24 protein-coding genes are annotated in these 25960 nt (G+C 65.8%); 10 read left to right on the top strand and 14 right to left on the bottom strand.

Annotation, left to right across the window (positions count from 1 at the left end):
* Positions 1-16 precede the first annotated feature (16 nt).
* Positions 17-868 carry a mechanosensitive ion channel family protein gene (locus SRU_RS06945; protein WP_237702024.1) on the bottom strand — a complete coding sequence of 284 codons (852 nt, stop codon included), beginning with the start codon at positions 866-868 and terminating at the stop codon, positions 17-19.
* A 71-nt stretch (positions 869-939) separates the two neighbouring features.
* Positions 940-2028, bottom strand: coding sequence for a metal-dependent hydrolase (locus SRU_RS06950; RefSeq protein WP_011404059.1), 1089 nt, complete (start codon positions 2026-2028; stop codon positions 940-942).
* A gap of 116 nt (positions 2029-2144) precedes the next feature.
* Here SRU_RS06950 and SRU_RS06955 point away from each other — a divergent pair, with 116 nt between their 5' ends.
* Complete coding sequence (locus tag SRU_RS06955) at positions 2145-2627, top strand: hypothetical protein (RefSeq protein WP_237702025.1); 483 nt, start codon at positions 2145-2147, stop codon at positions 2625-2627.
* Here the strand turns inward: SRU_RS06955 and SRU_RS06960 are convergent.
* Positions 2588-3247 (bottom strand): hypothetical protein, encoded by a 660-nt coding sequence (locus SRU_RS06960; RefSeq protein ID WP_118826363.1) that lies wholly within the window; start codon positions 3245-3247, stop codon positions 2588-2590. The genes SRU_RS06955 and SRU_RS06960 overlap by 40 nt on opposite strands.
* Before the next feature lie 117 nt (positions 3248-3364).
* Between SRU_RS06960 and SRU_RS06965 the strand changes: the two genes are divergently transcribed.
* Positions 3365-3781, top strand: a complete 417-nt coding sequence (locus SRU_RS06965; protein WP_146031930.1) for a hypothetical protein — start codon at positions 3365-3367, stop codon at positions 3779-3781.
* 9 nt (positions 3782-3790) lie between these two features.
* Here the strand turns inward: SRU_RS06965 and SRU_RS06970 are convergent, their stop codons facing one another.
* Together SRU_RS06970 and ytxJ are read right to left on the bottom strand one after the other, a co-directional pair.
* Positions 3791-4363, bottom strand: a complete 573-nt coding sequence (locus SRU_RS06970) for a redoxin domain-containing protein (protein ID WP_011404062.1) — start codon at positions 4361-4363, stop codon at positions 3791-3793.
* 8 nt (positions 4364-4371) lie between these two features.
* Positions 4372-4731 carry a bacillithiol system redox-active protein YtxJ gene (gene ytxJ, locus SRU_RS06975; protein ID WP_011404063.1) on the bottom strand — a complete coding sequence of 120 codons (360 nt, stop codon included), beginning with the start codon at positions 4729-4731 and terminating at the stop codon, positions 4372-4374.
* A 174-nt stretch (positions 4732-4905) separates the two neighbouring features.
* On the opposite strand from ytxJ, the gene SRU_RS06980 reads away from it, so the two are divergent.
* From SRU_RS06980 to SRU_RS07000, 5 genes are all read left to right on the top strand, one after another.
* Positions 4906-6729 carry a M3 family oligoendopeptidase gene (locus SRU_RS06980; protein WP_011404064.1) on the top strand — a complete coding sequence of 608 codons (1824 nt, stop codon included), beginning with the start codon at positions 4906-4908 and terminating at the stop codon, positions 6727-6729.
* A gap of 33 nt (positions 6730-6762) precedes the next feature.
* Positions 6763-7401 (top strand): SAM-dependent methyltransferase, encoded by a 639-nt coding sequence (locus SRU_RS06985; RefSeq protein WP_011404065.1) that lies wholly within the window; start codon positions 6763-6765, stop codon positions 7399-7401.
* A gap of 171 nt (positions 7402-7572) precedes the next feature.
* Positions 7573-8532 carry a universal stress protein gene (locus SRU_RS06990; RefSeq protein ID WP_013061836.1) on the top strand — a complete coding sequence of 320 codons (960 nt, stop codon included), beginning with the start codon at positions 7573-7575 and terminating at the stop codon, positions 8530-8532.
* A 43-nt stretch (positions 8533-8575) separates the two neighbouring features.
* A complete protein-coding gene (locus SRU_RS06995; RefSeq protein ID WP_237702026.1) occupies positions 8576-9484 on the top strand; it encodes a universal stress protein in 909 nt (302 codons plus the stop codon).
* Between the two features lie 41 nt (positions 9485-9525).
* Positions 9526-10218, top strand: coding sequence for a hypothetical protein (locus tag SRU_RS07000; RefSeq protein WP_011404068.1), 693 nt, complete (start codon positions 9526-9528; stop codon positions 10216-10218).
* Between the two features lie 140 nt (positions 10219-10358).
* Here SRU_RS07000 and SRU_RS07005 read toward each other — a convergent pair whose 3' ends face one another.
* Together SRU_RS07005 and SRU_RS07010 are read right to left on the bottom strand one after the other, a co-directional pair.
* Positions 10359-12986, bottom strand: a complete 2628-nt coding sequence (locus SRU_RS07005) for an ATP-dependent Clp protease ATP-binding subunit (RefSeq protein ID WP_011404069.1) — start codon at positions 12984-12986, stop codon at positions 10359-10361.
* 306 nt (positions 12987-13292) lie between these two features.
* Positions 13293-13664, bottom strand: a complete 372-nt coding sequence (locus SRU_RS07010; RefSeq protein ID WP_231847430.1) for a HesB/IscA family protein — start codon at positions 13662-13664, stop codon at positions 13293-13295.
* Positions 13665-13953: 289 nt separating this feature from the next.
* On the opposite strand from SRU_RS07010, the gene SRU_RS07015 reads away from it, so the two are divergent.
* Complete coding sequence (locus tag SRU_RS07015) at positions 13954-14577, top strand: DUF6992 family protein (protein ID WP_237702027.1); 624 nt, start codon at positions 13954-13956, stop codon at positions 14575-14577.
* Here SRU_RS07015 and SRU_RS07020 read toward each other — a convergent pair.
* Both SRU_RS07020 and SRU_RS07025 read right to left on the bottom strand, forming a co-directional pair.
* Complete coding sequence (locus tag SRU_RS07020) at positions 14568-16991, bottom strand: prolyl oligopeptidase family serine peptidase (RefSeq protein WP_237702028.1); 2424 nt, start codon at positions 16989-16991, stop codon at positions 14568-14570. The two genes, SRU_RS07015 and SRU_RS07020, sit on opposite strands and share 10 nt — an antisense overlap.
* A 430-nt stretch (positions 16992-17421) precedes the next feature.
* On the bottom strand, positions 17422-18591 hold the full coding sequence (locus SRU_RS07025) for an arylsulfotransferase family protein (RefSeq protein ID WP_237702029.1): 1170 nt from the start codon (positions 18589-18591) through the stop codon (positions 17422-17424).
* A 1175-nt stretch (positions 18592-19766) separates the two neighbouring features.
* On the opposite strand from SRU_RS07025, the gene SRU_RS07030 reads away from it, so the two are divergent.
* A complete protein-coding gene (locus SRU_RS07030) occupies positions 19767-20324 on the top strand; it encodes a YopX family protein (RefSeq protein ID WP_158442689.1) in 558 nt (185 codons plus the stop codon).
* 74 nt (positions 20325-20398) lie between these two features.
* On the opposite strand, the gene SRU_RS07035 is transcribed toward SRU_RS07030, so the two are convergent.
* The gene (locus tag SRU_RS07035; protein ID WP_173387043.1) at positions 20399-20872 is read right to left on the bottom strand and encodes a nucleoside deaminase; all 474 of its coding nucleotides are present in this window, start codon (positions 20870-20872) and stop codon (positions 20399-20401) included.
* Between the two features lie 224 nt (positions 20873-21096).
* Between SRU_RS07035 and SRU_RS07040 the strand changes: the two genes are divergently transcribed.
* Positions 21097-22290 carry a pyridoxal phosphate-dependent aminotransferase gene (locus SRU_RS07040; RefSeq protein ID WP_011404076.1) on the top strand — a complete coding sequence of 398 codons (1194 nt, stop codon included), beginning with the start codon at positions 21097-21099 and terminating at the stop codon, positions 22288-22290.
* 35 nt (positions 22291-22325) lie between these two features.
* Here the strand turns inward: SRU_RS07040 and SRU_RS07045 are convergent, their stop codons facing one another.
* The 4 genes from SRU_RS07045 to SRU_RS07060 all read right to left on the bottom strand — a co-directional run bounded on the left by SRU_RS07045 (position 22326) and on the right by SRU_RS07060 (position 25933).
* A complete protein-coding gene (locus tag SRU_RS07045; protein WP_112903881.1) occupies positions 22326-23141 on the bottom strand; it encodes a nucleotidyltransferase family protein in 816 nt (271 codons plus the stop codon).
* A 62-nt stretch (positions 23142-23203) separates the two neighbouring features.
* Entirely contained in the window at positions 23204-24205 is a 1002-nt protein-coding gene (locus SRU_RS07050) for a 3'(2'),5'-bisphosphate nucleotidase (RefSeq protein ID WP_011404078.1), read from the bottom strand.
* Positions 24206-24244: 39 nt separating this feature from the next.
* Positions 24245-24715 carry a type I restriction enzyme HsdR N-terminal domain-containing protein gene (locus tag SRU_RS07055; protein WP_237702030.1) on the bottom strand — a complete coding sequence of 157 codons (471 nt, stop codon included), beginning with the start codon at positions 24713-24715 and terminating at the stop codon, positions 24245-24247.
* A gap of 48 nt (positions 24716-24763) precedes the next feature.
* On the bottom strand, positions 24764-25933 hold the full coding sequence (locus SRU_RS07060) for a lipocalin-like domain-containing protein (RefSeq protein ID WP_011404080.1): 1170 nt from the start codon (positions 25931-25933) through the stop codon (positions 24764-24766).
* Positions 25934-25960: the final 27 nt, after the last annotated feature.

Consider the following 25960-nt stretch of genomic DNA (forward strand, 5'->3'; position numbering starts at 1 on the left):
GCCCCGCCCATCGGGGCTACGCCGCCTCGTCGCTGCCGTCGAGCTCGTCGAGGTGCACGTCCATCTGCGGGTAGGGGATGCCGATTTCGGCCTCGTCGAGCTTGTACTTGACCTGCCGGGTTAGCTCCTGCTTCAGGCGAAAGTAGTCGTCGGGCGTGGCCCACACGCGCACCTGCCAGTTGATGGACGAGCCTCCCAGGGCTGTGAGCGCGGCCTGTTCGCCCTTCTCTGTGACCCGGTCGTCAACGTTCCGGGCGGCCTCGAGTAGGACCTCCCGGGTGGCGTCGATATCGGCGGGATAGTCAGTGCCCACGTCGCAGTCCACCCGGACGACATCGTGGGCAAAAATGTTGCGGATGGTGGACCCGAAGATGTCGCCGTTGGGCACAATGATAAGCCGGTTGTCCCGGGTGGTCAGTCGCGTAAAGAAGAGGGAGATGTCGCGCACAAAGCCGGTTTCATCGGCAATCTCGACGTAGTCGTCCACCTTAAAGGGCCGGAAGATCAGCAGCATGATGCCGGCAGCAAAGTTGGCGAGGGTGCCCTGCAGGGCGAGGCCCACCGCGAAGCTGGCGGCGGCCAAGACGGCGACGAAGCTGGCCGTTTCGACGCCGACCGTTTCCAGACCGGCGAAGATCGCTAGCAGGAAGATGGCGTAGTACGCGAAGTTGCCGGCAAACTTCGTCAAGGTCGTATCGACCTTCGGCTTGTCGAGACCGCCCCGAATTACATCGCGAACCTTGGTCGCTACGTACCGCCCCACGACGAGAATGAGGACAAAGGCCACGATGCTCAGCACGTAGGAGCCGAGCATCTGAATCGTCTCGGCGTTCAAATAGTCCTGAGACTGAGAAAGGAGGTCGTTCATGGTGGCGTTGGGTCGCGACGGCGAGTACAAGTGAAAAGTGTCCTGAAGGTACTGGGAAACGGGGGGAAGTATCAATTCGTCCCGCGTCGCATCCGCCAGACGGGCATCTGCTCCCCAAACCGGACCGACTGGAGGGAGGCGACGGACTGGCCCTGAATACGGGCGAGAAACCGGCGGAGGAGGGCGGCGTCGAGTTCGAACGGCGGCTCGGGCCGTGCAATGCCGACGACGGTTCCCTCCGGTCCCCGCTGCAGCCTGTAGGTGAAGAGGTACTCGCCGTCGTCGGTGAGGCCGACGTCGTTGCGCCCAAACCGGAGATCGTGAATCTGAAGCGCGCCGTCGCCCCGGCGGACGACGAAGTAGCCCCGAGAGAACCGGCGCAGGTCCCGCACGACGGGATTGCTCCACTGATCGGCCAGAAGGTCGTGCTGCTTGGGAACGTACTGGAAGTTGACGGCGCGATCCGGGTCCAGCAGCGAGTAGTCCCCGACGTAGTAGCCGTCCTCGGTCTCCGCGACGCCCTGCCAAAGGAGGTTGTTGAACGGGGTGGGGGACGTGAAGAGGCGTTCGTAGTGGGGCGCTGTGTCCGAGAGGGCCTCGTCGAAGACCTGCCTGACGTGTTCCTTGTTGACGACGGTGAAGACGAGGTACGCGGAGCTCAACGCGAGGCCCGTGTAGTTCGCCCAGCGCCGCGCCGACGCCGTGGCGTTCCATCGGAGGGACACGAGCAGCCCTACGGCCAACGGGACGGTGTACAGCGGGTCGATGATAAAGACGGCCCCGTGAACAACAGGGTAGTTGCTGAAGGGCCAGAAGACCTGCGTGCCGTACGTCGTGAGGCAGTCCAGCCCCACGTGTGTCCCGAGCGTGAGGGCCACCAGCGCCCCCCACTTCCCCACGGAGACCGGGATGTCCCGGTGAAAGCGCCGCAGTCCGTACGCCGCACAGGCACTGACCAGGGCGATAAACACCAGGGAGTGTGTTACGCTCCGGTGCATGGTGAGGGCCTGGAGTTCGGTCAGAAACGGGTTGGCGAGCACGTCGAGGTCAGGCAGAAGTCCAAAGGCCGCGCCCCACAGCGGCGCTTTGAGGCCGGCCTCGCGGCCCGCCGTGGCCTCGCCCACCGCGGCGCCCAGTGTAATCTGTGTCACGGAGTCCATGGAGCAGGGGGAATTCGGTGTGGAAGAGGAACGTGAAAGAGGGCCCTCTGTACGGCGCTTTCCCCCTGCTGAGCCGTGCCTTGCCGCCGTGTTTGCACACCCGTTACGAGGTCGCCATGCCCGACCGCTATCGTTGTCGCGTCGAAGATGCCGTCGTCCGTCCCGAGAAGCGCGAGGCGCTGGAGGGCCTCGTGCGGAAGCTGTTTGAGCGGCGGCACCACGGCCTCATCGGCGGACGGGAAAAAGACTGGCTGACCGTCGAACTCGTCCAGTCGCTGCGGGTGGAAAGCCAGGTGTATCAGGAGGAGCTGAGCACAAAGACCGACGGCCCCCTGCCGTTTGCCCTTGGCTACTTTCAGGTCCGCGGGGACCGGCTCACGCTGGTCAGCGACGAGGTCCCCGCCAATGTCTCCCCCGAAACATTCGTGCGGTTCGTAAGCGAGTTTGTGCAAGTGGGGGCGACCTTCTGGTTTGGGGACGAGGAGGGGGACCAGGCATGGACGATTCGGGGGGTCGGGGAGGTCGAGCGGGGGGCCGGCACGGCCGGCGCCGCCCCGCGTCAGGTGCCCGAAGACGAATCGGCAGGGGCCAACAATTGAAGAAGGCGCGGCGCGGCGTCCTGCATCGACAGATTCTCAAGGTCGTTCCGGTCGTCCGGCAGGAGCGCAACGGTGCGGTACCGACCGCCCTGTTCGTTGCCCAGGTGCTCTCGCACCCGCACCCCCAGGCACGAGCCGTCGTGGGCGACCAGGCCGGTGGCCGTGTTGGGCCGGTTCGGAAACGGGGTGCCGTCCGGAAGGGCCTCCTCGACGGTATGCAGGGCCGCCTGTGCGGCGTCGGGGGACGGCGCCTCCAGCCGCGTGAACAGGTCCACGGCAAGCTCGCGGTGGAAGTCAACCTCAACGCGACTCATGGTGGGGTTCATGGGCGTCCAGTCGAGGTCGATCGTCCCGCATCCCCCCGTCAGCTCCTCGACGGCGTCGAGGAGGGTAGGAAAGCGCTCCTCGAAGGCGTCCTTCAGCTCCGCGTACCCGCGCATTTCGCCGCGCATGTCCGGCCGCCGACTCATGCCCTCGGCCGCCTTCGTGGAGGCCTGCCGGAGCCACTGCCGGATCTCCTCGGTCTGCATGAGCCGCTCGTTGGCGGCCTGCACCGAGGTCGAGAGGAGGGGAGAAAGCAGCGACGTCCAGTCCTCTTTGGAGCGGGAGGGGGGCATCATCAGGAGGTGGAAATGGCACGATCAACGACGGGCAGGGCACGAACACGGAGGAACAAAAGAGGCCCTTCTATGTCCAAAATAGGCCTGCCTTTTTCCAAATGTCACCGGACGCATATTGTGCCTGACCGACCCGCGACGTCGCGGCAGCCGAAGACGATGCCGCTCGACGAGCTTTCCGAGCACCTCCAGCTCTCGAAGCAGACCCTGGTCCGCTGGACCGATCGCCACCTGATCGACGCGGACCTCTACTGGTCCCTCTCCGACGCCAACGAGGAGATTCGGATGATCGACCTCACGGACGAGACCCTCGACTTCCTCGAGGACTTTGCTGCCGACTACCGAGAGGATGTCGTGAGCCGCACCGAGGCGCGGCGCATTCTCAAGCAGATTGACCGGAAGAAAATCAAAAAGCTGATTCGGGCCGGGGACGTCGAAGACGTGGAGGTCGATGAAGAGACGCGAGTCGTCGTGGGCAGCCTCGAAGACTACCTGATGAGGCGGGAGCGTGTGGAGGAAGAAGAGGACGACGAATGACGCTGCCGCTTACGCCTCGCCGGAGAGCATCTTCTTGAGGGTCGGGCGCATCTCCTCGGTGGGGAAAATGCCGACGACCCGCTTCGTGACCTGTCCGTCCGGGGTCACCAGAACCGTGGTGGGAAGGCCGGGAATGGGGCCGAATTCCGCCTCGGCGGCGCCCGACTTGTCTATGACAATCGGGTAGTTGATCTCAAGCTTCTGCGCAAACGGCTTCACCACCTCGCGGCCCTTGCGGTCCAGTGCGACGCCGATGACCGTGAGGTTCTCAAAGTCTGTGTGCAGGCTCTTGAGGTCCGGAATTTCCTCCCGGCACGGTGCGCACCAGGTGGCCCAGAAATTGACGAGCAGCAGTTCGCCGTTCCGGGCCGCGAGGTCGATTGATGCCCCATCGAGCGTTTCCAGTGTGAGTGTGGGCACCGGCTCGGGCCCCACGTCCCGCACTTTTCCGGGAATGGGGCCGCGCGACGCGGATGCGGACGGCGCGGCCTGGTCGCTCGTCTCGGCCGTATCTTCTCCCCCACATGCGGTCAGCAAAACGAGCAGTCCGACGGTACAGGCGAGGGTCAAGAGGCGACGCATAGGAAGCGTTAGTTGGTGGAAGAAGGCGCAGACTGGACGGCCTCGCGGACGGCATCGGCCGTAACGTCGAAGTGGGACGCGTCGAAGACCGGGGTCTCATCGTCGAGGACGATGACCTGCGGCGTTTCGTGTCGGATGTCCAGGGCCTCCGCGATCTCGTCGGACAGGGCCCGACTCTCCTGCACGACGAGCCTGTAGACGGGCAGGGCACTGTCCTCGGCCAGGGGCTGCAGTTGCGTCTCGGCCTTGGCGCTCACCGGACAGGCCGAGCTGTGCTTGAACACGAGCACCGGCTGGGTTTTGGACGCGGATCGGGCCTCGGCCCAATTGGCGTCGGTGGAGAGGGGACGGAAGGAAGAATCGGACACTGCACGTTATGCGTCAATGGTACAAACGGCTCGTCTCATCTGTACCACGACGCGGGGGCCGTGATACACGGGCGGGGGTGAACAATCGGTCAATACCGTTTGAGCGGGCCCGAGACGGGCGACTTGATCGGGGCGGGCCCTGCATTCTCCTGCTCATTCAATGCATGCACGCTTATGGAAACGCCGGACACCGGGGCCGACGACGTGCGGTGGGCCCTCGACGACCTGTACGACGACCCGGATGCCCTAGAAGAGGATCTTGCGTCACTGGAGGCCGACGCAACGGCCTTCGCCGAGCAGTACCGAGGACGGATTGGAGAGTTGGGCCCCGAAGCATTGTCTGAGGCCCTGGACACGCTGGGGGCCCTTCAGGACCGGCTCGGCCGGGCACACGCCTACGCGCACCTGTACTGGACCGCCGACACCAACGACGCCGAGCGAGGGGCGCTCCGGCAGTCGGTGCAAGAGACGGTGGACCGCATCCAGCAACGTCTCGTCTTCTTCGACACCGAATGGGTGGCCCTCGACCCGGAGCGCGTGGAGGACCTCCTCGGCCACGAGGCCCTCGACGACTACCGCCACTACCTCGAGACCGAATATCAGCGCAAGGAGCACGTCCTGAGTGAAGCGGAGGAGAAGGTGCTCTCGGAAAAGAGCATTACCGGCAAGAACGCCTGGACGCGCTTCTTCGACGAGACCCTCGGCGCGGCGCGGTTCGAGCTCGACGGCGAGTCGCTTACCCAGGAACAGACTCTCTCGAAACTCTACGACCCCGACCGCACCGTTCGGCGGGAGGCGGCCCACGCCTTCACGGACGGACTGAAAGATCACCTCCGCACCCTCACGTACGTCTTCAACACGCTCCTGGCGGACAAGGCCTCCACCGATCGGCTCCGCGACTACGACCACTGGCTCGAACAGCGAAATCTCGCGAACGAGGTGGACGACGAGACGGTCGATACGCTCATCGAGGCCGTCACCGGTCGATACGACCTGGTAGCGCGGTTCTACCGCCTCAAAAAGCAACTCCTGGACGTCGACGAGCTCTACGACTACGACCGCTACGCGCCCATCCGCGAGGCGGACTCCACCTACGAGTGGGGCGATGCACGGGCCCTCGTCCTGGAGGCGTACGGGGACTTCCACCCGACGATGGCACAGGTCGCCCGCCAGTTCTTCGAGGGCGACTGGATCGACGCCGCCCTCGTCCCGGGCAAGCGCAGCGGCGCCTTCAGCCACGGGACGGTGCCGAGCGCCCACCCCTACGTGCTCCTCAACTACACGGGCAAGCCCCGCGACGTGCAGACCCTCGCCCACGAGTTGGGCCACGGCGTGCACCAGTCCCTGGCCCGCGAGCAGTCCATTTTCCACCACGGCACCCCCCTCACGACCGCCGAGATGGCCTCCGTCTTCGGCGAGATGCTCGTCTTTCAGCGCCTGATGCGCAACGAGGAGGACCCGGCGAACCGACTCGCCCTCCTGGTTGCCAAGATCGACGACACGCTCGCGACGGTCTTTCGGCAGGTGGCCATGAATCGGTTTGAGCACCGGATCCACACGGCCCGACGGAATCAGGGGGAGCTTCAGGCAGACCAGTTCGCGGAGCACTGGATGGAGACGCAGCGGGCCATGTTCGAGGGAAGCGTGACCCTTGGCGAGCACTACCAACACTGGTGGAGCTACGTCCCGCACTTCCTGCACACGCCGGGCTACGTGTACGCCTACGCGTTCGGCGAGCTGTTGGTGCTGGCCCTGTACGCCCGTTACGAGTCGTCCGACGGGGGCTTCGCCGATCGCTACCTGGATCTCCTCCGGGCGGGCGGGTCCGACTGGCCCCACGAGTTGGTGGGGCAAATGGGGGTGGACCTGGAGGACGAAGACTTCTGGACCGGCGGGCTCTCGCACATCGAGGCCCTCATCGAGGAGGCGGAGGCGCTGGCGGACCAGACGGCGCTCGGCTCGGCCCGCGGGAACGGACGGGCGCGACCATCCTCCTGAGTCATTTCCCTCGTCACTGGTCTCCGTTTCCTTGTGTCCGATTCGCCACGCCCGAGCAGCCGACCCGATTTCTGGGACGTCCGCTACGAGCGGGACCGACATCTCTTCGGGGCGGAGCCGAATGCCTTCGTGAAGGCAGAGGCCCACCGCCTGCCCCCCGAGAGCGAGGTTGTAGAGGTGGGAGCGGGGGAGGGGCGCACGGCGGCCTGGCTGGCTCGGGAGCACGGGCATCGCGTGACCGCCGTCGATTTTTCGGAGACGGCCCTGAAAACGGCGCAGGAGCGGGCGGAGGCCGAGCACCTGCGGCTCGACACCGTTCGGGCCGACGTGCGCACCTGGCGGCCCGATCGGCAGTGGGACGCGGCCGTCGTCACGTTCCTGCAGTTGCTTCCCGACGAGCGTCCCCGTTTGTACCGCTTGCTGAAAAACAGTGTCCGTTCCGGCGGCTGGCTGCTTGCCGAATGGTTGCGGCCGGCCCACCTGACGGGCCCCTACGACCGCATGGGGCCGAGCCGGGCGGACCGGATGGTACCGGTGGACGAGGTGCGTCGGGCCTTCGCGGACGAGCACCTCGCGTCCGTGGAGGCCGTAGACGTGCACCTCCAGGAAGGCCCTCACCTCACTGGGGACGCCGCCGTCGTTCGGGGCATTGTACAGGCCGGGGCGTCCTGAAGGAAAAGCGGGCGTGGGGGACCGCCCCACGGCTGTCTTCCAAATGGCCGTGCCTAGTCGTCAAGGCTTCCCGTGTAGACATTGCCGGTGGCAGAAGATACATTTGCACTTACAAAACCGTGGGGCATACGTCCCCGGCATCCTTTCTCACCCAGACTCACTTCCCTCCCCATGCTCGAAATTAATGACCTGCTGGTCGCCCGCGACTTCTCGTCGGTCTCCAATCGGGCCGTCCGGTACGCCCTGGACGTGGCCGCGCGGACGGGCGCCACGCTTCATGTCCTGCACGCCGAGGTCCTCCACGAGGCCTCCAACCCGGACGCCGAGGGCGGCGGCCGCTCGCCAGGGCACGACATTCCCCGATTTCGGGACGAAGTGCGGCAGGAAAGCACCGTTTCGGCGGACGCCCTCGACGCGGTGGCCATCAAGGAGGTCGAGCGACGTGACGTGTCGGCCGGCCCCGCAATCCTGAATTACGCGGCGGAGACGGGCGTGGATCTCATCGCCCTCGGGACCCATGGGCGCCGCGGCCCGAGTCGCATCCTACTGGGCAGCGTGGCCGAGGAGGTGGTGCGCCGGTCCGATCAACCGGTGTTGACGGTCCGTGGCGACGCCGAGGAGCAGACTGAGGTCCACCCCCGGATTGTCGATCGGATTCTGGTCCCCGTTGACTTTTCTGAGCCGTCCCGCGAGGCCCTCCGCACCGCGAAGGAATGGGCGGCCCTCTACGACGCGTCGATCGACGTTCTGCACGTCGTGGCCGAGCGCATTCAGCCGGCTTTCTATACCGGCGGGGTGCAGTCCATTTACGATATGGAGCCGGACATTGAGCAGAAGATGATGGACCGCCTGGAGGCCTTCGTCGCCGACACCGGCGGGCCGGAGCGGACAATCCGACCGCACGTCATGGTCGGGAACGCAGCGCCGGACATCGCGGAGTTCGTGGACGCTGAGTCGGTGGACCTCGTGGCCATGTCGACCCACGGCCGCACGGGGCTGGATCGCTTTCTGCTCGGAAGTGTGGCCGAGAAGATCATCCGACATGTGCACTGCCCAGTTCTGACAATGAAGCCCTTCGGCACGACCTTCGCCCCGTCGGAGGACACGGCCGAGTCGGATGCCGGTGCGTGATTCGGCTTTGCGCTGCCCTCCTCACGGCCCCTGTCGGGTGCCCATGTTGCACGTCGACCGCATTCTGTGTCCCACCGATGGGTCTGGGTGCGCGGGGCGGGCCCACCGCCACGCTCAGCACCTTGCCGCTCATTTCGATGCCGCCCTCCATGTGATCTCCGTCGAGGAGGGCGACGTTGATCCTGACCAGGGGATTGGGGTCGAGCCTGCGAGCCCCCGAGCGGACCTGCACGGACTAAAACCGGGGGCGGGGCCGGTGCCGGCCCCACGCGTTCGGGAGCGGGCCGTCGCCCACCCGACCGCGGCGGGCGGCATTCTCAATTACGTCGTCCAGTACGACATGGATCTGGTCGTGATGGGCACGCACGGCCACCGAGGCGTCCGGCGCTTGCTCCTGGGAAGCGTAGCGGAGGAGGTGGTTCGCAAGGCCCCGTGCCCCGTGGCGACGGTGGGGCGGGGGGCGACCGCCCCCGAAGGCCTGGAGGGCGGCACCCTGTTGGTTCCAGTCGACTTCTCGGAGCACCGATTTCGGGTCATGGCCCACGCCCGGGCGATTGCCCGCGTGTACGGCATGGCCCTCAGGCTTTTCCACGTCGTGGAGGTGACGGCCCTGCCCGATGCCTACGGGGTATACGGCTCGCCGCCCGACCCGGGCGTCCTGTTGGACCGGGCCGAGACGGTGCTCGACGAGGAGGCCGAGTCGCTCCGGACGAAGGGCCTTGAGGTCACGCTCGACGTGCGCGGGGGGCATCCGGCCGCCGAAATTCTGGACGCGGCGCGGGAGGACGGGGCGGCCTTCATCACCCTCGGAACCCACGGTCGGACGGGGCTGGAGCATATGCTGACGGGCAGCGTGGCGGAAAAGGTGCTTCGGCAGGCCCCGTGTCCGGTCTGCGCCGTGAAGTCCTTCGGTCGGTCCCTGGTCGACGGCGACGACATCGCCGACGCGTAGCAGACTCCCAACGCAGTCCCCTTCCAACCGCCTTTCATTCCATGGCGCTTCCCCGTTCGGAGGATGGCCTCGTGCTGATGTGGAGTGGGGGCAAGGATGCAATGTTGGCCCTCGACGTGCTTCACAGCCAGTCGCCCCGGCGGGTGGGGGCGTTGCTCACAACGGTGACGGCGGACGAGGAGCGTGTCACGATGCACGGCACCCCACTGTCCCTCGTCGAACGGCAGGCCGACGCGCTCAATGTTCCGCTCCATGTCATGCGCGTGCCGCCCCAGCCCCCGAATGAGGTGTACGAGGCGCGTTTGGAGGCGGCCCTGACGCCCCTTCTGGAGAACGGGTTCTCGACCGTCGTCGCGGGGGACTTATTCCTCGACGATGTGCGCGCCTACCGCGAAGCGCTGATCGAGTCGGTGGGGGCCACGGCCCTGTTCCCGCTGTGGGGCCGTGACACGACGTGGCTGGCCCAGCGCTTCTCGACGCGGGGCTACCGGGCCGTCGTGACCGCCGTCGACACCACCCAGCTCGATTCCTCCTTCGTGGGGCGGACCTACGACGATTCGTTTTTGGAGGACCTGCCCGATGCGGTCGATCCCTGTGGCGAGAAGGGGGCCTTCCACACGTTCGTGAGCGACGGCCCGCCGTTTGCTGCTTCCGTGCCCGTGGCCGAGACCGGTCGAGACACCACGGGACGCATCCACACGGTCCGCCTTCGGGCGACCGGGGAGGAGGCGTAGGCGTAGCGTTTTCGCCCCGGGCCGGATTGGATCCGAGAATCGTGACGTGAGGGCCTGCTTCAACTCCCTGCAAACACAAAACCCCCTCCGTCCGGCACTGCCGAACGGAGGGGGGAAAGGGTAGCTCTGCAGGAGAACAGCTACTCCTCATCGGAAGCTGTTGAGGGCTCCTCACCGGATCCGTTCTCGTCGGTGGACGCGCCCTCGGCAACCTCTTCGGCGGAGACGCTGTTGGCCTCTCCGTTTTCGTCTGTCGGGGTCTCCTCCGTCGGGGCCTCGCCCTCCTCGACCTCGAAGGACAGCTCCTCCGATTCGCCGTCGTGCGTGATGAGGACCGTGTCGCCCTCCGTGATCTCGTCGTGGAGGATGTCTTCGGCCATCGGGTCCTGCACGTACTTCTGAAGGGCCCTGCGGAGCGGCCGGGCGCCATACTTCTGGTCGAACCCGCGGTCCGTTAGGAATTCCTTGGCGGCCTCGTCGAACTCGAGGTCGAGGCCAAGCTCCTCGGCGCGCTCGAAGAGATCCTCCGACATGATGTCGATGATGTCGAAGATGTTCTCCTTGTTGAGCGGGTTGAAGACGATCACGTCGTCGAGCCGGTTCAGGAACTCCGGGTTGAAGACGTTCTTGAGGGCGTCCTGAACGGTGGACTTCATGGACGTATAGTCCATGTCTTCCCCGTCCGTCTGGTCGAACCCAATCCCCTGGCCGAAGGACTTGATGTCCTGCGTGCCGATGTTGGAGGTCATGATGAGGATCGTATTGCGGAAGTCGACCTCCCGCCCCATGCCGTCGGTCAAGATCCCATCGTCCAGCACCTGCAGGAGGATGTTGGAGACATCCGGGTGGGCCTTCTCAATCTCGTCGAGCAGGACCACGGAGTACGGCTTCCGGCGCACCTTCTCGGTCAGCTGGCCGCCCTCCTCGTGGCCCACGTATCCCGGCGGGGCCCCCACGAGTCGGCTGACGGAGAACTTCTCCATGTACTCGCTCATGTCGATCCGGATGAGCGACTCCTGCGAGTCGAAGAGGTACTCGGTGAGAACCTTTGCCAGCTCGGTCTTGCCGACGCCGGTGGGCCCGAGGAAAATGAAGGAGCCAATGGGCTTCTCCGGGTCCTTCAGGCCGGCACGGGTGCGACGGATGGCCTTCGACAGCTTCTCGATGGCTTCGTCCTGTCCCACCACGTGCTCCTTGAGCGACTCCTCCATCTTGAGGAGCTTCTGCTGCTCCGGCTCGCTGATCTTGTCGACCGGAATGCCCGTCATCATGGCCACCACTTCGGCGATCTCCTCCGAGGTGACGTCGTGGACTTCGGTCTCGGCCTGCTCGTGCCACTGCTGCTTGGCCTCCTCCAGTTCCTCCTGGAGCGTCTTCTCCTTGTCGCGGAGGCGGGCCGCCTCTTCGAACCGCTGGCTCTTGACGACCTGGTTTTTCTCCTCCTGGACGTCCTCGATCTGCTCCTCAAGCTCCAGAATCTCGGGCGGGACCTCGATGTTGGAGAGGTGAACCCGCGCGCCGGCCTCGTCCATCACGTCGATGGCCTTGTCCGGCAGGAAGCGATCGGTGATGTAGCGGTCGCTCAACTGGACCGCCAGATCGATCGCCTCCTCAGAGAAGCGGACGTTGTGGTGGTCCTCGTAGTAGGACTTGATGTTCGAGAGGATGTTGACCGTCTCCTCGGGCGTCGACGGGTCGACGATAATCTTTTGAAAGCGGCGGTCGAGCGCGCCGTCGCCCTCAATGTTTTGGCGGTACTCGTCGAGCGTGGTCGCCCCGATGCACTGCAGGTCACCGCGGGCGAGCGCGGGCTTGAACATGTTCGACGCGTCCAGGCTGCCGGACGCCCCGCCGGCCCCGACGATGGTGTGGATCTCGTCGATGAAGAGGATGATGTCGTCGTTGTCCTCCAGCTCCTTCATCACGGCCTTCATCCGCTCCTCGAACTGGCCCCGGTACTTGGTGCCGGCCACGAGGGAGGCAAGGTCGAGCGTGACGATGCGCTTGTCGTAGAGCACGCGGCTGACCTTGCGATCCACGATCCGCGCGGCAAGCCCCTCCGCGATGGCGGTTTTCCCGACGCCCGGCTCCCCAATGAGAACCGGGTTGTTCTTCTTGCGTCGGCTCAGGATCTGGGCGACACGCTTGATCTCTTCCTCGCGCCCGATGATGGGATCGAGTTCATCCTCCTCCGCCAGCTCCGTCAGGTCCCGGCCGAAGTTGTCCAGGACCGGCGTGTTGCTGTTCTCCGACTCGCTGCTCTCCTGCCCGTAGCCGGAGGAGAGACGACCGCCGGATCCACCGCTGCCGCTGGAAGAGGAAGAGGCCTTGCCACTAATAATGGAGTCTAGCTCGTTTCTCACGGCGTCGTACGTTACTGAAAAGCCTTGTTGGAGAATTTGCGCGGCGATGTTCTCATCGTCCCGGAGCAGGCTCAGGAGGAGGTGCTCCGTCCCAATGACGTCGCTCTTGTAGAGCTTCGCCTCCAGGTACGTAATCTTGAGCACCTTCTCGGCCTGCTTGGTAAGGGGGATGTTCCCCACCGAGGTGGAGCTGCTGGTGCTTCGGACCGTGTCCTCCACGGCCTCCTTGAGCTCCAACAGGTCACACCCGAGGTTGCGGAGAATCTTCACCGCGATTCCGTCGCCTTCCCGGATGAGCCCAAGCAAGAGGTGCTCCGTACCGATGTAATCGTGCCCGAGTCGCACCGCCTCTTCGCGGCTGTAGGAAATAACGTCCCGGACGCGATTTGAGAAATTGCCTTCCATACCAGATGGGTTGAACGATCAAAAGCGCCGCGTCGGCGCCCTACACGAACAGGGATGCAACGAGGGGATACCGAAGCGCCTTTCCCTCGAAAGACAACCCCGTGCGTGAAGCACGTGGTGCAAGCAGTAACCAGGCATCTGCGCATTCTGTTCCCCTCCCCGATCCGCCTGCATATTGGGAGACGAACTAGTGCAGGAGCGTTACAAGATTGACGAAGCGGTCGGGCACGATGGTGTGACGCCCGACGGGCGTTAGGGGCCGAGCCCGGAGATCGTCAAGGGGGAGTGCGCGAAGGAGGGCGGGGGCTAGGCCGCAAAGCTGGCGCCGCAGCCGCACGTCTCGGTCGCGTTGGGGTTCTCGAAGGTAAAGCCCCGCGCATCGAGCCCGTCGTGATAGTTGATGGTGGTCCCCATCAGGTAGAGCCCGTGTCGCTTGTCCATGTAGACGGTGATCCCGTCGAGATTAAACACCTTGTCCTTCTCGCGCTCCTTGTCGAACCCGAGCACGTAGCTCATTCCCGAACAGCCGCCGCCTTTCACGCCCACGCGGAGCCCATAGCCGTCCGGAATGTTCTTCTTGTTGATGATCTTTCGGATCTCGCGCGCCGCGTTCGGGCTGATCTGGATTGGGGTGTCCTGGGAAGAGGTATCCGACGTCGGGGAGGCGGTATCGGGCATAAAGGGAAGTACGGATGAGCCGTTCTGCGGACCTCTCAACTTGGAGTTTTGTCTACCGACGAGGGCATTTCCCTGTTCCGGTGCCTACGGCCTCGCAGGCAGGCATCCCTGGAGAACCCGTCCCTTCACCGCGAATGTGCCGGCCCCGAATTGCTGGATTCGAGAAATGTGTTTGGGGCCGATGGACCCTTGGGCCATGCAGACAGTCCGTTGACGTACTCCCGCTTCCCACAAGTTTCCCTGTGCCGCCGTGGCTTCTATCGAACCGCCCTCGTCCGTTCCGCCTTTTGTGATCGCTGCTGTCCTGGTTCCCTTGCTCGTTCTGGGGGGGCTCGACACAAAAGCCCTGGGGCAGTCCGGGGGGCCGTCCCACGATTCATTGGCCCAGGCCCAGTCGGTGCAGTTCGGAGATGCGAAGCGCGCGCACTTGTGGCGGGTTGGGGCGTGGGGGGGCGTCAACGCGCTGGGGGGACTGGCGCTGGTTTGGGCGTCGTCCCGCTCGGCCCAGTCGACCCGATGGCACTTCGGGGCCATGTCGGCGGGGTGGGGGCTCGTGAACGCCGGCATTGCCGCCGGCGGGCTTCTGGCGTCCGGGCCCCCGCCGGCGGAACCCGGCCCCTTGCTGGCGGCGGAGCGGCAGTTTCACGACGTGCTGCTCCTTAACCTCGGACTGAACGTTGCGTACTCGGCCGTCGGGGCCACCATGCTCGGGGCGAGCCACTACGGCGTCGACAACGTCGGCCGGTGGCGCGGCTTCGGCACATCCCTCATCCTGCAGGGGGCTGGGCTGCTCGTGCTCGACGGCATCGCGTTCTGGGCCTCGCGCGGCCGCCTCGCGTCGCTCCTCGATGCGGGCGTGCAGTTGTCGATGCGCCCCGCGCCGACGGGCCTGGCCCTCACGCTTCAGTTCTGAGGCCGCTCCGGCCCGACACTCTCCTGAATGAGTTCGAAAATGCGCCGGTACTCGTCCGTCCAGCTCGAGGGCTCTTCGAACCCGTGGCCCTCCACCGGATAGATCGCCAGCTCCCAGTTCTCCTTGCCGAGCTCGATGAGGCGCTGGGTGAGCCGGAAGATGTCCTGCGGCTGCACGTTCGTGTCGACGAGGCCGTGGGGCATCAGGAGCGGGTCCTCCAGCCCCTCCGCGTGGTAGATGGGGGAGGAGCGGGCGTAGGCGAGCGAGTCGGTTTGCGGGGTGTTAAGGATGTTGGACGTGTAGACGTCGTTGTAGTGGGCCCAGTCGGTAACCGAACGGAGCGCGGCCCCGCCGCCGAAGTGCTCCGGTTCGGTGAAGAGGGCCATCAGGGTCATGAAGCCGCCGTACGAGCCGCCGTAGATGAACCGACGCTCGGCGGGAATGCCGTAGGTGTCCCCCACCCACTTGGCGGCGTCGACGTAGTCCTGCAGGTCGCGCCCCCCCATGTGGCGGTAGACGGCCGTGCGCCAGTCGCGCCCGTAGCCCGCCGACCCGCGGTAGTCCACGTCGACCACCGTGTAGCCGAGGTCCGTGAGCATGTTGTGGAACATGTACTCGCGGAAGTACGGGGGAAAGTCTTTGAGGACGTTTTGCAGATAGCCGGCGCCGTGGACGAAGAAAACGGCCGCGCCGTTCGGATTGTCGGGCCGAAAGACGTGGGCGGGCACCTCCACCCCGTCCGAGGCCTCAAAGCGGGTGAGTTCCGGCATGCGCCAATCGTACGCGGCCCACTCGTCGGTGGGGGACTCGGTGATGCGGACCGGGTCCGCGTCCGCCGTGGCGTCTTTGAGATAGAGGTCGGCGGGCTGGTTGGTGGTGGAATAGAGCGTGGCGAGGCGAGTCCCGTCGGGACTCAGGACCGCGTCGTGGGTGCCCGTCATCTGGGTGAGGCGGGTGATGTCGCCGCCGTCGGCGGGCATTCGCTCCACATGTTGCTGGTGCGGCGAGTGCCGGTTGGTGGTCAGCGTCCACGTCGAGCCGTCCTGCGACAGCCGCGCGTCGAGCACCTCAAAGTCCCCGCTCGTGAGTTGGGTGGTCTCGCCGGTTTCGACATCGACGGTGTAGAGGTGGCTGTAGCCGGTGGCCTCGCTCTGAAAGTAAAAGTGCTCCCCGTCGGGCATCCACCCCACGTTCCCGGGCCCGCCGTATGCGCTGATGCCGGGCCCCCCAATCCAGGCCGTGTCGTGCTGCCGATCGAGCACCGTCAGGTCGCCTGTTTCGGGGTCGAGACGGGCGATCCACCGGTCCTTGTTGTTGTCCGCCCGTACCACGAGAACCCCGTGGTCTCCGTCCGCGCTCCAGTAGGGCCCGTAGCTGTAGAGGGCCCGCTTCGCCTCGCTGGAATCAAGCTCTGCGCCCTGCTCCTGCCGGTAGGCCGGCACGTCGTAGGCACCGGGGAGCTGGTGCAGATTGACCGCAATCGTCGTGTCCCGTTTCAGGTCCTGCACGTGCAGCGCAAAGTCGCCGGGCGGGATGCCAACCTTGGGCCGGGCGCGCCGTACGTCGGCCTGGCCCGATTCCGTGACGTAATCAATGACCTGCGTGGGGTCGGCGGCGTCCGGTTGGGACTGCTGCGCGATGGTCACGAACCGCTCGGTCGGATCCATGCGAAGGGCACTCACCTCGGCGTCTCCGGTGTAGAAGGGGGGCGGCGGGTCGTCGGCCTCGCGGTCTCGCTCTCGCGCTTCGTCGGCCTGCTCTTCCTCCTCGTTTCGCTCGCGGAGGGTCTCGAAGAGCTCCAGTTGCTGTTCTTCGAGGAACCGCTCGCGGGGGGACGGCGCGCCTTCTTGCGGTTCGCGCCCGGACTGCACGTTGGTCAATTGCCGAATCTGGCCGGTGCTGAGGTGGACAGAAAACAGGTTGTCGTCTCGCTCGAACAGGACCCGGTCCTCCTCCAGGCCGAACCGCGGATTGCCTTCGCGGGCCGGGGTGTCGGTGAGCCGCGTCTGGGTGTCCGTCTCGCGGTTGTAGAGGTACAGGTCGCCGTCGGCGGCGTAGACCTTCCGGGAAAAGTCGTCGGTGTAGACGTGCTCGCCATGGTGCCAGCCGTCGAACGTGGGGGGGTTGGACCGTCGCTCCGCCGGGGACACTTTTTGGGGGGCGCCGCCGCTGCGCGACACTTTGTAGAGCGAATCACTGGGAAAATCCCCGCCTGGGTTCCAGTTGAAATAGAGGGCCTGTCCACTTTCGTGCCAGCGTGCATTGGTCGGCCAGTCGCCGATCCACGTCTCGGGTGCCTGCATGATTTGCTCAACCGTGAGCGACGAGGTGCGCTCGGCGGGCTGTCCCTGCGCTGGGCGCAGGGGGAGAAGAAGAACGGAGAGAGCGAGGAGAAGAGAGGAAAAGCGAGTCATAATCGAAGTACGCTTGGAATCGAGGATGTCACCCCGTAGCATAACGGCTGTCGGACCCAATGTCGATGGGGGTGCCCCGTGTAATGCTGTTATTGCATAGCCGACTTTTTGGACAACTGGTCGCCCGCAAGGGCTTCGTGTAGGCAAGCGTGTACACTCCCGTCCGGGTCACTCGCAGTCGACACACTGTCATCCTCTCGCTGGGTCCCGGCGGACCCATTGTTGCTTCGATGCGGGTCCGTATCGAAGTACGGCCCGGGCAACCGCATTGGGAGATCGGTTCTCGCCCACACGACGGTGAGGCCTCTCCGACGCGGTACACACTCTCGCGGGCACGACTCCCTCTGTGTACACCGTTCCGGAAAAGTGTGGACGTCGCCGTCCCCGACAGGGACACACGGAGAACGCTCGTGGCGGGGGCACGTCCCCACTATGGCACAGCGGACGTATTCCCCGACGAACACGCCCACGCGTCAACCTGCTGCCGTGTGAGATTGAGTCGGGTGGCCTTTGTAACCACGGGCACCTGGCGTGCGTCGTAGGGCGGATGAACCCATTCCCAAACCGTTTGGCCTGTGGAATCGACCTCCACAACCCGCCCCGCCTGCGCCTCAGTCAGCAGCATGTTGCCATTCGGCATGCGTTGAAATTTGCCCCGAACATCCGTGTAGAAAGGGTCCGAGGCGGACGTGGGGAATCGGATCTCCATCGAGTCGGTGTGGGGCTGCATGGCCACGATTCGGCTCCCCCCGAGCATCGTCCCCCGTTCGGTAAAGTCTTCGTTGTTGTCGAAGACGCCAATCCAGCCGTCTCCGACGAAATCGGGATCGTGCTGTTGGATGAAGGGCGCTGAGGCATGCCACTTGGTCTCCTTCGTGTCGGGGTCGAGGACAAAGACGAGGTGCGGTTCCCGAAGCGAAACCAAGAGGTCGCCGGCGTCGAAGAGGGGGTATTCGTCAGCCATCCTGGGGGAGAGCGGCTCCACGTCGTTGAGGTGCAGCAGGTCTTTTGTCCCGGGGCCGTCCGTGCCGGCCTCCGGCTGGTTGACCTTGACTGCGTACCGCTCTAGGTCGTTCGCGTAGAGAACGTCGAGCACATTAATGTTTTGCAGCAGGTCTCCGTTTTCGCCCACATGCAGTAACCTCTCGATCCACACCGACTCGTCGAGTCCGGAATATCCGTTGGGGTGGGCCGTGCTCGTCTGACGGGGCCGCCGGCTCGTTCCTGGAATCCAAAACGTACCGTCGTGTGCCTGCGCAATCGAGTGGTGGTTTCCCTCCGCCAAGCGCCACTGGATCTGCCCGCACGCGTCCAGCCGCACGGTACCGACACGGGAGAGATTGACGAGGAGATCTCCGTCTGGGGTGACATGGGACCCGTGCAGGGCCCGAACCTCGGGGTATGTCCAACGCAGGTCGAGTGAGTCGGGAAAGAGTGACCCCTTATCGACGGACCACTGGTGAACCACCTGCCCCGTGCGGTCAATGAGCCTCACGCCGGCCGACCACGTGTCCTTCGTCTGCCACGTAGACGTGATGGCCGTGAGTCCGGGCTGAATGCGGCTCGAATCTACAGTTCGGGCGCCAGAACGATCGTACACGCGATCAGCGAGGGGAGTGGGCCGTTCCGACCAGTACGTTCTCAGGGTCGTGGCCTGGTTTGAGGCCTGTTCCAACACCTCGTTGGGAGCCCACCGGTGCCACCGAGTGGAAAATCCGAGAAGAAATGCGATGAGGGCGACGGAAATGACGAAGGAGAGCTTCGCAAAATGAGAGGATCGCATCTCGGGCCGAAAACAGTTCTACGAACGGAGGGGGGCGTGGCAGAAGGGGCCACGCCGGACACCGAAAAGGGGAGGAGGGGGCTTTTCGAGCCGCTCCTCCAGCTTGGTCACTTCTGGAGAGGATGCCGGGGCGGGCAGACGGAACCAGAGAATGTACAGGGGGTAGGCGGTTTGTCTACGGGCAAAAGGCAGTAGCGGAGCGTCTAACGGCTCAGGTTATGCGGGGGCAAATCCGGGAGCTTCGATCCGCAGGCGGGAAGGGAAGCGCGTCGCCTTCCGCATGATGTCGTCGGTATGATACAGTGTGTACCGGTATGCCGCAATTCTGTACCGAACCCATGGGTCGCACGTCCGTCGGGCCGGCCGGCAGGCCCAACCGATCGTAGACGGTACCAATCGTAGAGGATGGCTGGTCGGAGGCGCTACCCACCCCCCGCCGTGTCCGCGAAGTTGAGGCTTCCGTGTCGTCGTCGACCGGGGTGCCAAATGGCGTGCGGTTCGTACGGGCTGCCCTGCTGTCGAGCCCGTCAGTGTGCCCAAGCCCCACCCAGAGAGAAAAGCTCCACACACGGACCGGAGGACAGCACAGAAAGTGCTGTCTGTGCCACTGCGCGTCGGTCGGGCGGTCGCCGATCCATGTCTGAGGCACCGGCCCGATGCGTTCGGCCGCAAGCGATGCGGTGCGCTCGGCGGACGGGCCCTCCACGGCCGGTGGACCCGGGAAAGAGGACGAGCAAAGGTGGAATGCAGGGCATGCGTTCACAAAGAAGTGGGCCGGCATGTCGGGTTCCCAAATCGGCGGGTCGGAATCCATTGTCAATCCTGCCGGCACGCACAATCTCCACACAAACCGAGTTGAAAAGTGCACGACTCATCCAAATCATGATGGGGGTATTCGTCCAGGAAGTGTGGACGGACTGATCCCCACCCTGGACATTCACGGGCGTCCAGTGTTTGAACGATCAGTCGCTTCCGGAACCGACCGAAGGTACATGCCAGCTCCAGAATTTCGTGTGTGGGACGGAGATGAAATGATTTATGTCAACGACAGCGCCGTCTGGTCGCTCAAGATCGAGGACTCTTCGGATTGGACCCTTCACCGCAAGACCCGGCTCCACTGCCGGGAGTCTCCGGACACGAGCCTCATGCAACACATTGGACTGGCCGATGCCGAGGGGAAGCAGATCTTCGACGGCGACATCCTGCAGGATGGGGACGGGGCGGTCGCGATGGTCCGCTGGGCGTCGGACGCGGGGGGATACGTCCTTCTACGAGAAAACGGCAATCCCGTCGGGCTCTCCGAGGCCAACATTCAGAACGGGCCCTGGCGCGTTGCGGGCAATCTCCACGAAACCCCGAACAGGATCGACCCGGACCTGAGCCGACTTCTGAACCGCCTCCGAGAGTATACCGGCGAGGTGGAGTGTCCGATGTGTGGCGGGACCGAGTTTGAGGCGGGCGGCACCCCGGAAGACCGTCAGGGCCCTATCGCGGTTCACTGCGTGCGCTGTCACCACGTTATGTTGTTTCACGACGATGTCCTCCGGTAGGGCCCGCCCGCGGCGGGCGCGCTGGGAGGAGCAACGTCCAACCCCCGACGTGCTTCGGGTCCGGACGACGGGGGTCAGTAGGCAACCCGGTCCTCGTAGTCGAGCCAGGCCTCGAAGGGGCGATTGGCCTCCTCGGAGAGAGCCTGGTCCATCGGGATCTGTCGCTCGGTGGGCGGCTTTGCCATTTCCTCGTAGATGTGGTGGTCGTCGAAGCCGGCCTCCGCGGCGTCTTCCTGCGTGGCGGCGTAGTAGACCCGGTCGAGCCGTGCCCAGTACGCGGCGCCCAGGCACATGGGACAGGGCTCACAGGTGGCGTACAGCGTACAGCCCGCCAGTTCAAAGTCATCCAGCGCGTCGCAGGCCCGCCGGATGGCGGTGACCTCGGCGTGGGCCGTCGGGTCGTTGAGGGTCGTGACCACATTTGTGCCCCGCCCGACGATCTCACCGTCCCGGACGACGAGGGCCGCGAACGGACCGCCCTGTCCGGTGGTCACGTTTTGGACCGCCATCTCGATGGCCTCACGCAGAAATGAAGAGGGAGAAGGCATTGGGGGATCGGACTCGATGGAGAGAAATTGAAAACGAGAACCAGGAAGGGAAACCGGGGCGCCTGCCCAAATTGCCTCCATCATTCGGCTGTCGCGTCGCTTGGTTCCGGGGCGGCGTGGGGCGCGGGGGCGTTCGTGCGCCTGCCCAAGCCGTCGCTTGCATGCCGCGCCGGGAAGCACTTTCTTGACGGGTCCATCGACACACTCAAATCGGCGTTCCTGCCATGGACCGTGCCGCATCGCCGTCGCTTGCCGCCCGTGCCGACGACCTGCAGCAGAGTGACATTCGTTCCGTGACCCGTCGTGTGGAGGAGGTAGACGGCATCAACCTGGGCCAGGGCGTCTGCGACCTGCCGACGCCGGAACCAATCAAGGCCCGGGCGCACCAGGCCATCCGGGACGACGCGTCGATTTATTCCCACTACGCCGGCATCGAGCCCCTCCGGCGTGCCATTCTCGAAAAGGAGCAGGCCCACAACGAGGTCCCCGCCACCTCACCGGAGGACGTGGTGGTGGGCGTGGGGTCGACCGGCGTGTTCGTGTCGGCGGCGTTCACGCTCCTGGAGGACGGCGACGAGGTGGTGCTCTTCGAACCGTTTTACGGGTACCACCGCAACATCTTGGAGCTCACCGGGGCGACGATCCGCTACGTTCCGCTCGGCGGCCCCGACGCAACCTTCGACCGGTCGGCGATGGAGGCGGTCCTCACCGACGACACCAAGGCTGTGGTGGTGAACACGCCGGCCAACCCTAGCGGCAAGGTGTGGACCCGCGAGGAGCTCTCCACCCTCGCCGGCCTGCTCCACGCCCACGACCTCGTGGCGATTACGGACGAGATCTACGAGTACATGCTCTACGACGGGGCGGAGCACGTCTCGCTCGCCAGCCTGCCGGGCGCCTACGAACGCACGATTACCCTCTCGGGCTTCTCCAAGGCGTACAACGTGACGGGGTGGCGCCTGGGCTACGGCGTGGCCCCCGCGCCCATCGCCGAAAAGATCGGCCTGATGAACGACCTGCTCTACATCTGCGCCCCGCGTCCCCTCCAGCACGCGGCCCTCGCCGCCTTCGAGGACCTGGACGACGACTATGTCGCGCAGCTTCAGGCGGACTACGCGGAGCGCCGCGAGCTCCTGTGTGAGACGCTGGAGGCCATCGGGTTCGACGTGCCGTGGCCGGACGGGGCCTACTACGTCCTCGCCCACTTTGGGGATCTCGCCGGCACGCAGGCGGGCTTTGCCGATGACGCGGCCGCCTGCGATACGCTCATCGAGGACGCCCACATCGGGAGCGTCACCGGGCGCTCGTTCTACCACGATCCCGCGGACGGGCAGCATGAGCTTCGCCTCTGCTTCGCGAAAGAACTGCCCGTCCTCCGGCGGGCCTGCGAGCAGCTTCGTGCCGCGTTCGGAGGGTAATGCGCGCTACGGACAGCCGCCAGAAGCCTTGGGCGTCAGGACGCCGGCTCGGGGAGGGACGCCCGCACGGGGGCGGGGCCGAGCACGTGCCGCGGCCCTTTGCGTAGGAGCTTGCGGGCGTGCTCCAGGTCGTCGGGGGTGTTGCAGTGGAGGCGCAGATGGCCGGTCTGCGGGAGGCGGTGGGCCTGCACGGAGTGCGTCCGGGCCAGCCGGTCGAGGAACGCGCCCAGCGTGTCGGGCGGGCCCCCGTCGTCGAGGTAGGGGACGATGGCGCCCAGTCCCTCGGCACTCAGCAGCAGCCAGGAGGGACAGATGCGGGTGGAGGCGGTGCCGGTCGGGTCGTCGTGCACCGCGGTCACCGTGGGGCCGTCGAGCTGGAGGACACTACTCTGGGCGCGGCGCTCGGGGTCCGGCTCGTGGAGGGCGAGGACGCGATTCGTGGTGCCGTCGTAGGCGTTCAGAAGCGGCGCGAGGGGGAACCGGTACAGGCTGTCGCCGCCGCTTACCAGCGCCCCGTCGGCCGGGAGGCCCACCGCGTCGAGCAAGAACCGCAGGTCCCCGACGCACCCGAGCTGGTCGTCGGGGGCCTCCACGCCATCGTCGTGGAGGTGCAATCCAATCCCTTGGGTCTCCAGGTCCGCCCGGTGGCCGGCCGCCCACTCCCGAAAAGCGGGGGCATCTTCATGGTTGACGGCAACGTGGATCTCGGTAAGGGCCGACCAGGCGGTGAGCTCGTCCAGAAGGTGGTCGAGGAGGGGGCGGCCCGCCACCGTGACCAGTGACTTCGGGGTCTCGGCGGTCACGGGGCGCATCCGGGTGCCGAAGCCCGCGCACAGAAGAAAGGCATGCATTGGCGAAGCGGATGGTGAGTCCGGAGAAGCGGATGGTGAGTCCGGGGGAGAAGGGGATTGGCTCACGCCTGGGCGGCAGCCAGGGCCTCGATGACCTCATCGTGGACGGGCCCGTTGGTAGCGACGACGCCCGTGTTGGCCTCCAGCAGGCGGCCGTGGGTGAAGTCGAGGGGGGTGCCGTGCATGTCCGTCACGGTGCCCCCGGCGGCCTCCACCGCGAGCGCCCCGGCCGCGTGGTCCCAGATGCGCTCGGTGTAGTCGGGGCTGTCCGGCCGCGGGAGGCGCAGGTAGATGTCCGCCTCGCCCCGCGCGACGATGGCGTACTTCGCCTGGCTGTCGATCCGGATGGAGTCGGCCGTGATGCCGAGGCGTTCCCCCGCCTGCGCGGCGAGATCGTGGGAGCTGTGCGAGGAAACGAACGACTCGCAGAATCGGCTCTCCGACGGGTCGGTCGTGCCGCTGGTCTGGATCGGGGTGGGCACCGCGTCGGTGTCCGGCGTGAGCGGCTGTTGTACGGTCCCCTCGCCCCGAACGGCCAGGAACGCCTGGCCCCGCGAGGCGGGCGGATCGGCGTCGATGGCACTGGGAAGGTGCGGGCAGCACAGGGCCGCCACCTGGGGGCGGCCGTCCACGATCAGGGCGAGCGCGATCGCGTACTGGTCGCCCCGCACGAAGCCCTTGGTTCCGTCAATCGGATCGAGCGTCCAGAAGCGCTCGCTGTAGCCCGCGTCGGTGCCGTGGTCAATCCAGTCGAACACCAGGCCCGGATTGACGTCCGGGTGGTGGGCGCGCACCTCTTCCAGGAGGTGGGCCCGTACGTCGGCGTTCGCGTCGGCCCGCAGGGCCGAGCTGTCTTCCTCGCCGATGACGGGATCGTCCGGAAAGGCGTCCCGGAGCGCCTTGCAAATGACGGCCTGGCTGCCGAAGTCGGCCACGGTGACGGGCGTGCGGTCGTCCTTTTCCATCACGTCCCCGTCGAGGTCAGCCCGGACGGACTGGCACAATTCGGCGGCGGTCTGAACGGCACGGAAGGCGACGGTGCGTTCGCGGTCGTAGGCGGGCATACGCAAAGAAAAGAAGTGTGGAGGAGCGAGGGGTGAGCCCTACGGGCCGTCCGCCCTGCTCAGGAGAACGTCGTAGGGGGGAAGGTCGTCGAGAAAGGTATAGCTCTGGTCGCTGAAATCAATGGCACAGGCGTAGTGCGTCTGGCCGTTTGTCACCACGAGGTACGGGGCCTGCAGGACGATGTTGTAGCGGGCCCCCTGGTCGAAGGCGTCCTGGGCGATCGAGACGCGCGGGGCCTTGCATTCAACGAGAAGAAGCGGATCGCCCTGTCGGTCGTGCACAATGACGTCGGCGCGGCGCGGCTGGCCTTGGACCCGGAATGCGGCCTCAATGGCAACCAGGCCTGCCGGCACGTCGAGCTCCTGGATCAAATACTGTACGAAATGCTGGCGAACCCACTCCTCGGGCGTCAGGCGGACGTACCGGTCCCGGAGCGGGTCGTAGATGGCCCGAGCGTCCCCACGGGCCTGCGTCCGAAACTCGTACGTGGGCAGATTCAGTGCGTCCACCACCCGTGTTGATCGGTGCGAGAGAACGACTGGACGGGTCCGTATCGGCTACGAGACGGGAGACCCGGGGCTGTCGCCGTATCCCGTCATCTCCACGTACCCGCGGCCGGTCGCGGATCCCTTCACCCGAACGAATCCCTCCCAGTAGCGGACGGACACGTCGAGTTCCTGGTCCGGAAACAGGGGCGTGATCCGCAGGTCGATGTCTTCGTCGGGCACGCGCAGGGTCCAGTCCACTGGGTAGGTGTGCGTGCCGTCCGGGCTCGTCCAGGTCTCGAGAACCTCCACGGAGACGTCCGAGCGGTCTAGCGTCTGGGTTGCGCCGTCTGGGCCCACGATGACGCCTTCGCTAAAGCGGCTCGGGGTGCCGTCCGTCCGGCGGAGCTGGTAGTACATGAGGTCGCGCCCGTCGTCGAGCTGGAGCGAGAACCAGTCCCAGCCCTCCTGGTCGGGGCCGAGGGCGGAGGTGCTCCACTCCCGGTCCATCCAGCTGTTGCCGGTCACCGACAGCGTGTCGCCCGACAGGACGAGCGTCCCCTCGGTGGCTAGGCGCGTGTACGAGTAGTAATACGACGCATTGCCGCCCCCTGGCCCCTTCTGGCTCAGGCCCCGGTCGCCCTGCAGCACGCGCGGCTTGGTGGGGCGGAGGGCGAGGTCAATGCCGATGCCTTCCTGCTGGGCCCGCAGGCGGAGCGGGAACGCCGACGAGTCGGGCCCGGTCATCGACCAGTCGTCGAGCCACACCCGAAACGGGGACGATTGCGCCCCCGCGAGCCCGGCGCCGCCCCGCTGAAAGCGTTCAAAGGCGTGAAATTCCTCGGTCGCCCCGTCGGTGACGGCGAAGTGCGCCAGGTAGAGCTGGTTCGTGCGCCAGCCGGCCGGCGGCGAGTCGGGCGCCTCGTCCGGCGGGGTCAGGCCGGTCCGGAAGATCGTCAGCTCGTAGCCGTAGGGGGTCGCGTCCGGGCCGCTCAGCGTGCCGGTCACGTACCACCACTCCGTCTTGTAGCCCGGGTGCGGGCCGTAGTCCTCCGGAAACGTGAACGCCCGGGGCGCCGTGGCCCGCCGGTAGCCGGTGGTGTCGCCGGCCATCGCCTCCGAGACGGAGACCGACGTCTGCAGCTCGGCCTCGCCGGACGAGGCCGTGAGCCAGTAGGCCCCAAGGCCGAGACCGGCCACGGCGGCGGCGAGGACTGCAAGAATCGAGACCGAACGAGTCATGTCGGGCAGGAAGGGTCTGGTGTATCG

Origin of the sequence: Salinibacter ruber DSM 13855, from assembly GCF_000013045.1 — a bacterium.
GTDB lineage: Bacteria > Bacteroidota > Rhodothermia > Rhodothermales > Salinibacteraceae > Salinibacter > Salinibacter ruber.

Excerpts from the sequence above, each read along its gene's own strand:
- SRU_RS06945 (WP_237702024.1), bottom strand. The coding sequence starts at position 868 with ATGAACGACCTCCTTTCTCAGTCTCAGGACTATTTGAACGCCGAGACG.
- SRU_RS07000 (WP_011404068.1), top strand. The coding sequence starts at position 9,526 with ATGGCGCTTCCCCGTTCGGAGGATGGCCTCGTGCTGATGTGGAGTGGG.
- SRU_RS06970 (WP_011404062.1), bottom strand. The coding sequence starts at position 4,363 with ATGCGTCGCCTCTTGACCCTCGCCTGTACCGTCGGACTGCTCGTTTTG.
- SRU_RS07060 (WP_011404080.1), bottom strand. The coding sequence starts at position 25,933 with ATGACTCGTTCGGTCTCGATTCTTGCAGTCCTCGCCGCCGCCGTGGCC.
- SRU_RS06955 (WP_237702025.1), top strand. The coding sequence starts at position 2,145 with ATGCCCGACCGCTATCGTTGTCGCGTCGAAGATGCCGTCGTCCGTCCC.
- SRU_RS06995 (WP_237702026.1), top strand. The coding sequence starts at position 8,576 with ATGTTGCACGTCGACCGCATTCTGTGTCCCACCGATGGGTCTGGGTGC.
- SRU_RS06950 (WP_011404059.1), bottom strand. The coding sequence starts at position 2,028 with ATGGACTCCGTGACACAGATTACACTGGGCGCCGCGGTGGGCGAGGCC.
- SRU_RS06980 (WP_011404064.1), top strand. The coding sequence starts at position 4,906 with ATGGAAACGCCGGACACCGGGGCCGACGACGTGCGGTGGGCCCTCGAC.
- SRU_RS07050 (WP_011404078.1), bottom strand. The coding sequence starts at position 24,205 with ATGCCCGCCTACGACCGCGAACGCACCGTCGCCTTCCGTGCCGTTCAG.
- SRU_RS07030 (WP_158442689.1), top strand. The coding sequence starts at position 19,767 with ATGCCAGCTCCAGAATTTCGTGTGTGGGACGGAGATGAAATGATTTAT.
- SRU_RS07040 (WP_011404076.1), top strand. The coding sequence starts at position 21,097 with ATGGACCGTGCCGCATCGCCGTCGCTTGCCGCCCGTGCCGACGACCTG.
- SRU_RS07045 (WP_112903881.1), bottom strand. The coding sequence starts at position 23,141 with ATGCATGCCTTTCTTCTGTGCGCGGGCTTCGGCACCCGGATGCGCCCC.
- SRU_RS07035 (WP_173387043.1), bottom strand. The coding sequence starts at position 20,872 with ATGCCTTCTCCCTCTTCATTTCTGCGTGAGGCCATCGAGATGGCGGTC.
- SRU_RS07010 (WP_231847430.1), bottom strand. The coding sequence starts at position 13,664 with ATGCCCGATACCGCCTCCCCGACGTCGGATACCTCTTCCCAGGACACC.
- SRU_RS07020 (WP_237702028.1), bottom strand. The coding sequence starts at position 16,991 with ATGACTCGCTTTTCCTCTCTTCTCCTCGCTCTCTCCGTTCTTCTTCTC.
- SRU_RS06990 (WP_013061836.1), top strand. The coding sequence starts at position 7,573 with ATGCTCGAAATTAATGACCTGCTGGTCGCCCGCGACTTCTCGTCGGTC.
- SRU_RS07005 (WP_011404069.1), bottom strand. The coding sequence starts at position 12,986 with ATGGAAGGCAATTTCTCAAATCGCGTCCGGGACGTTATTTCCTACAGC.
- SRU_RS06960 (WP_118826363.1), bottom strand. The coding sequence starts at position 3,247 with ATGATGCCCCCCTCCCGCTCCAAAGAGGACTGGACGTCGCTGCTTTCT.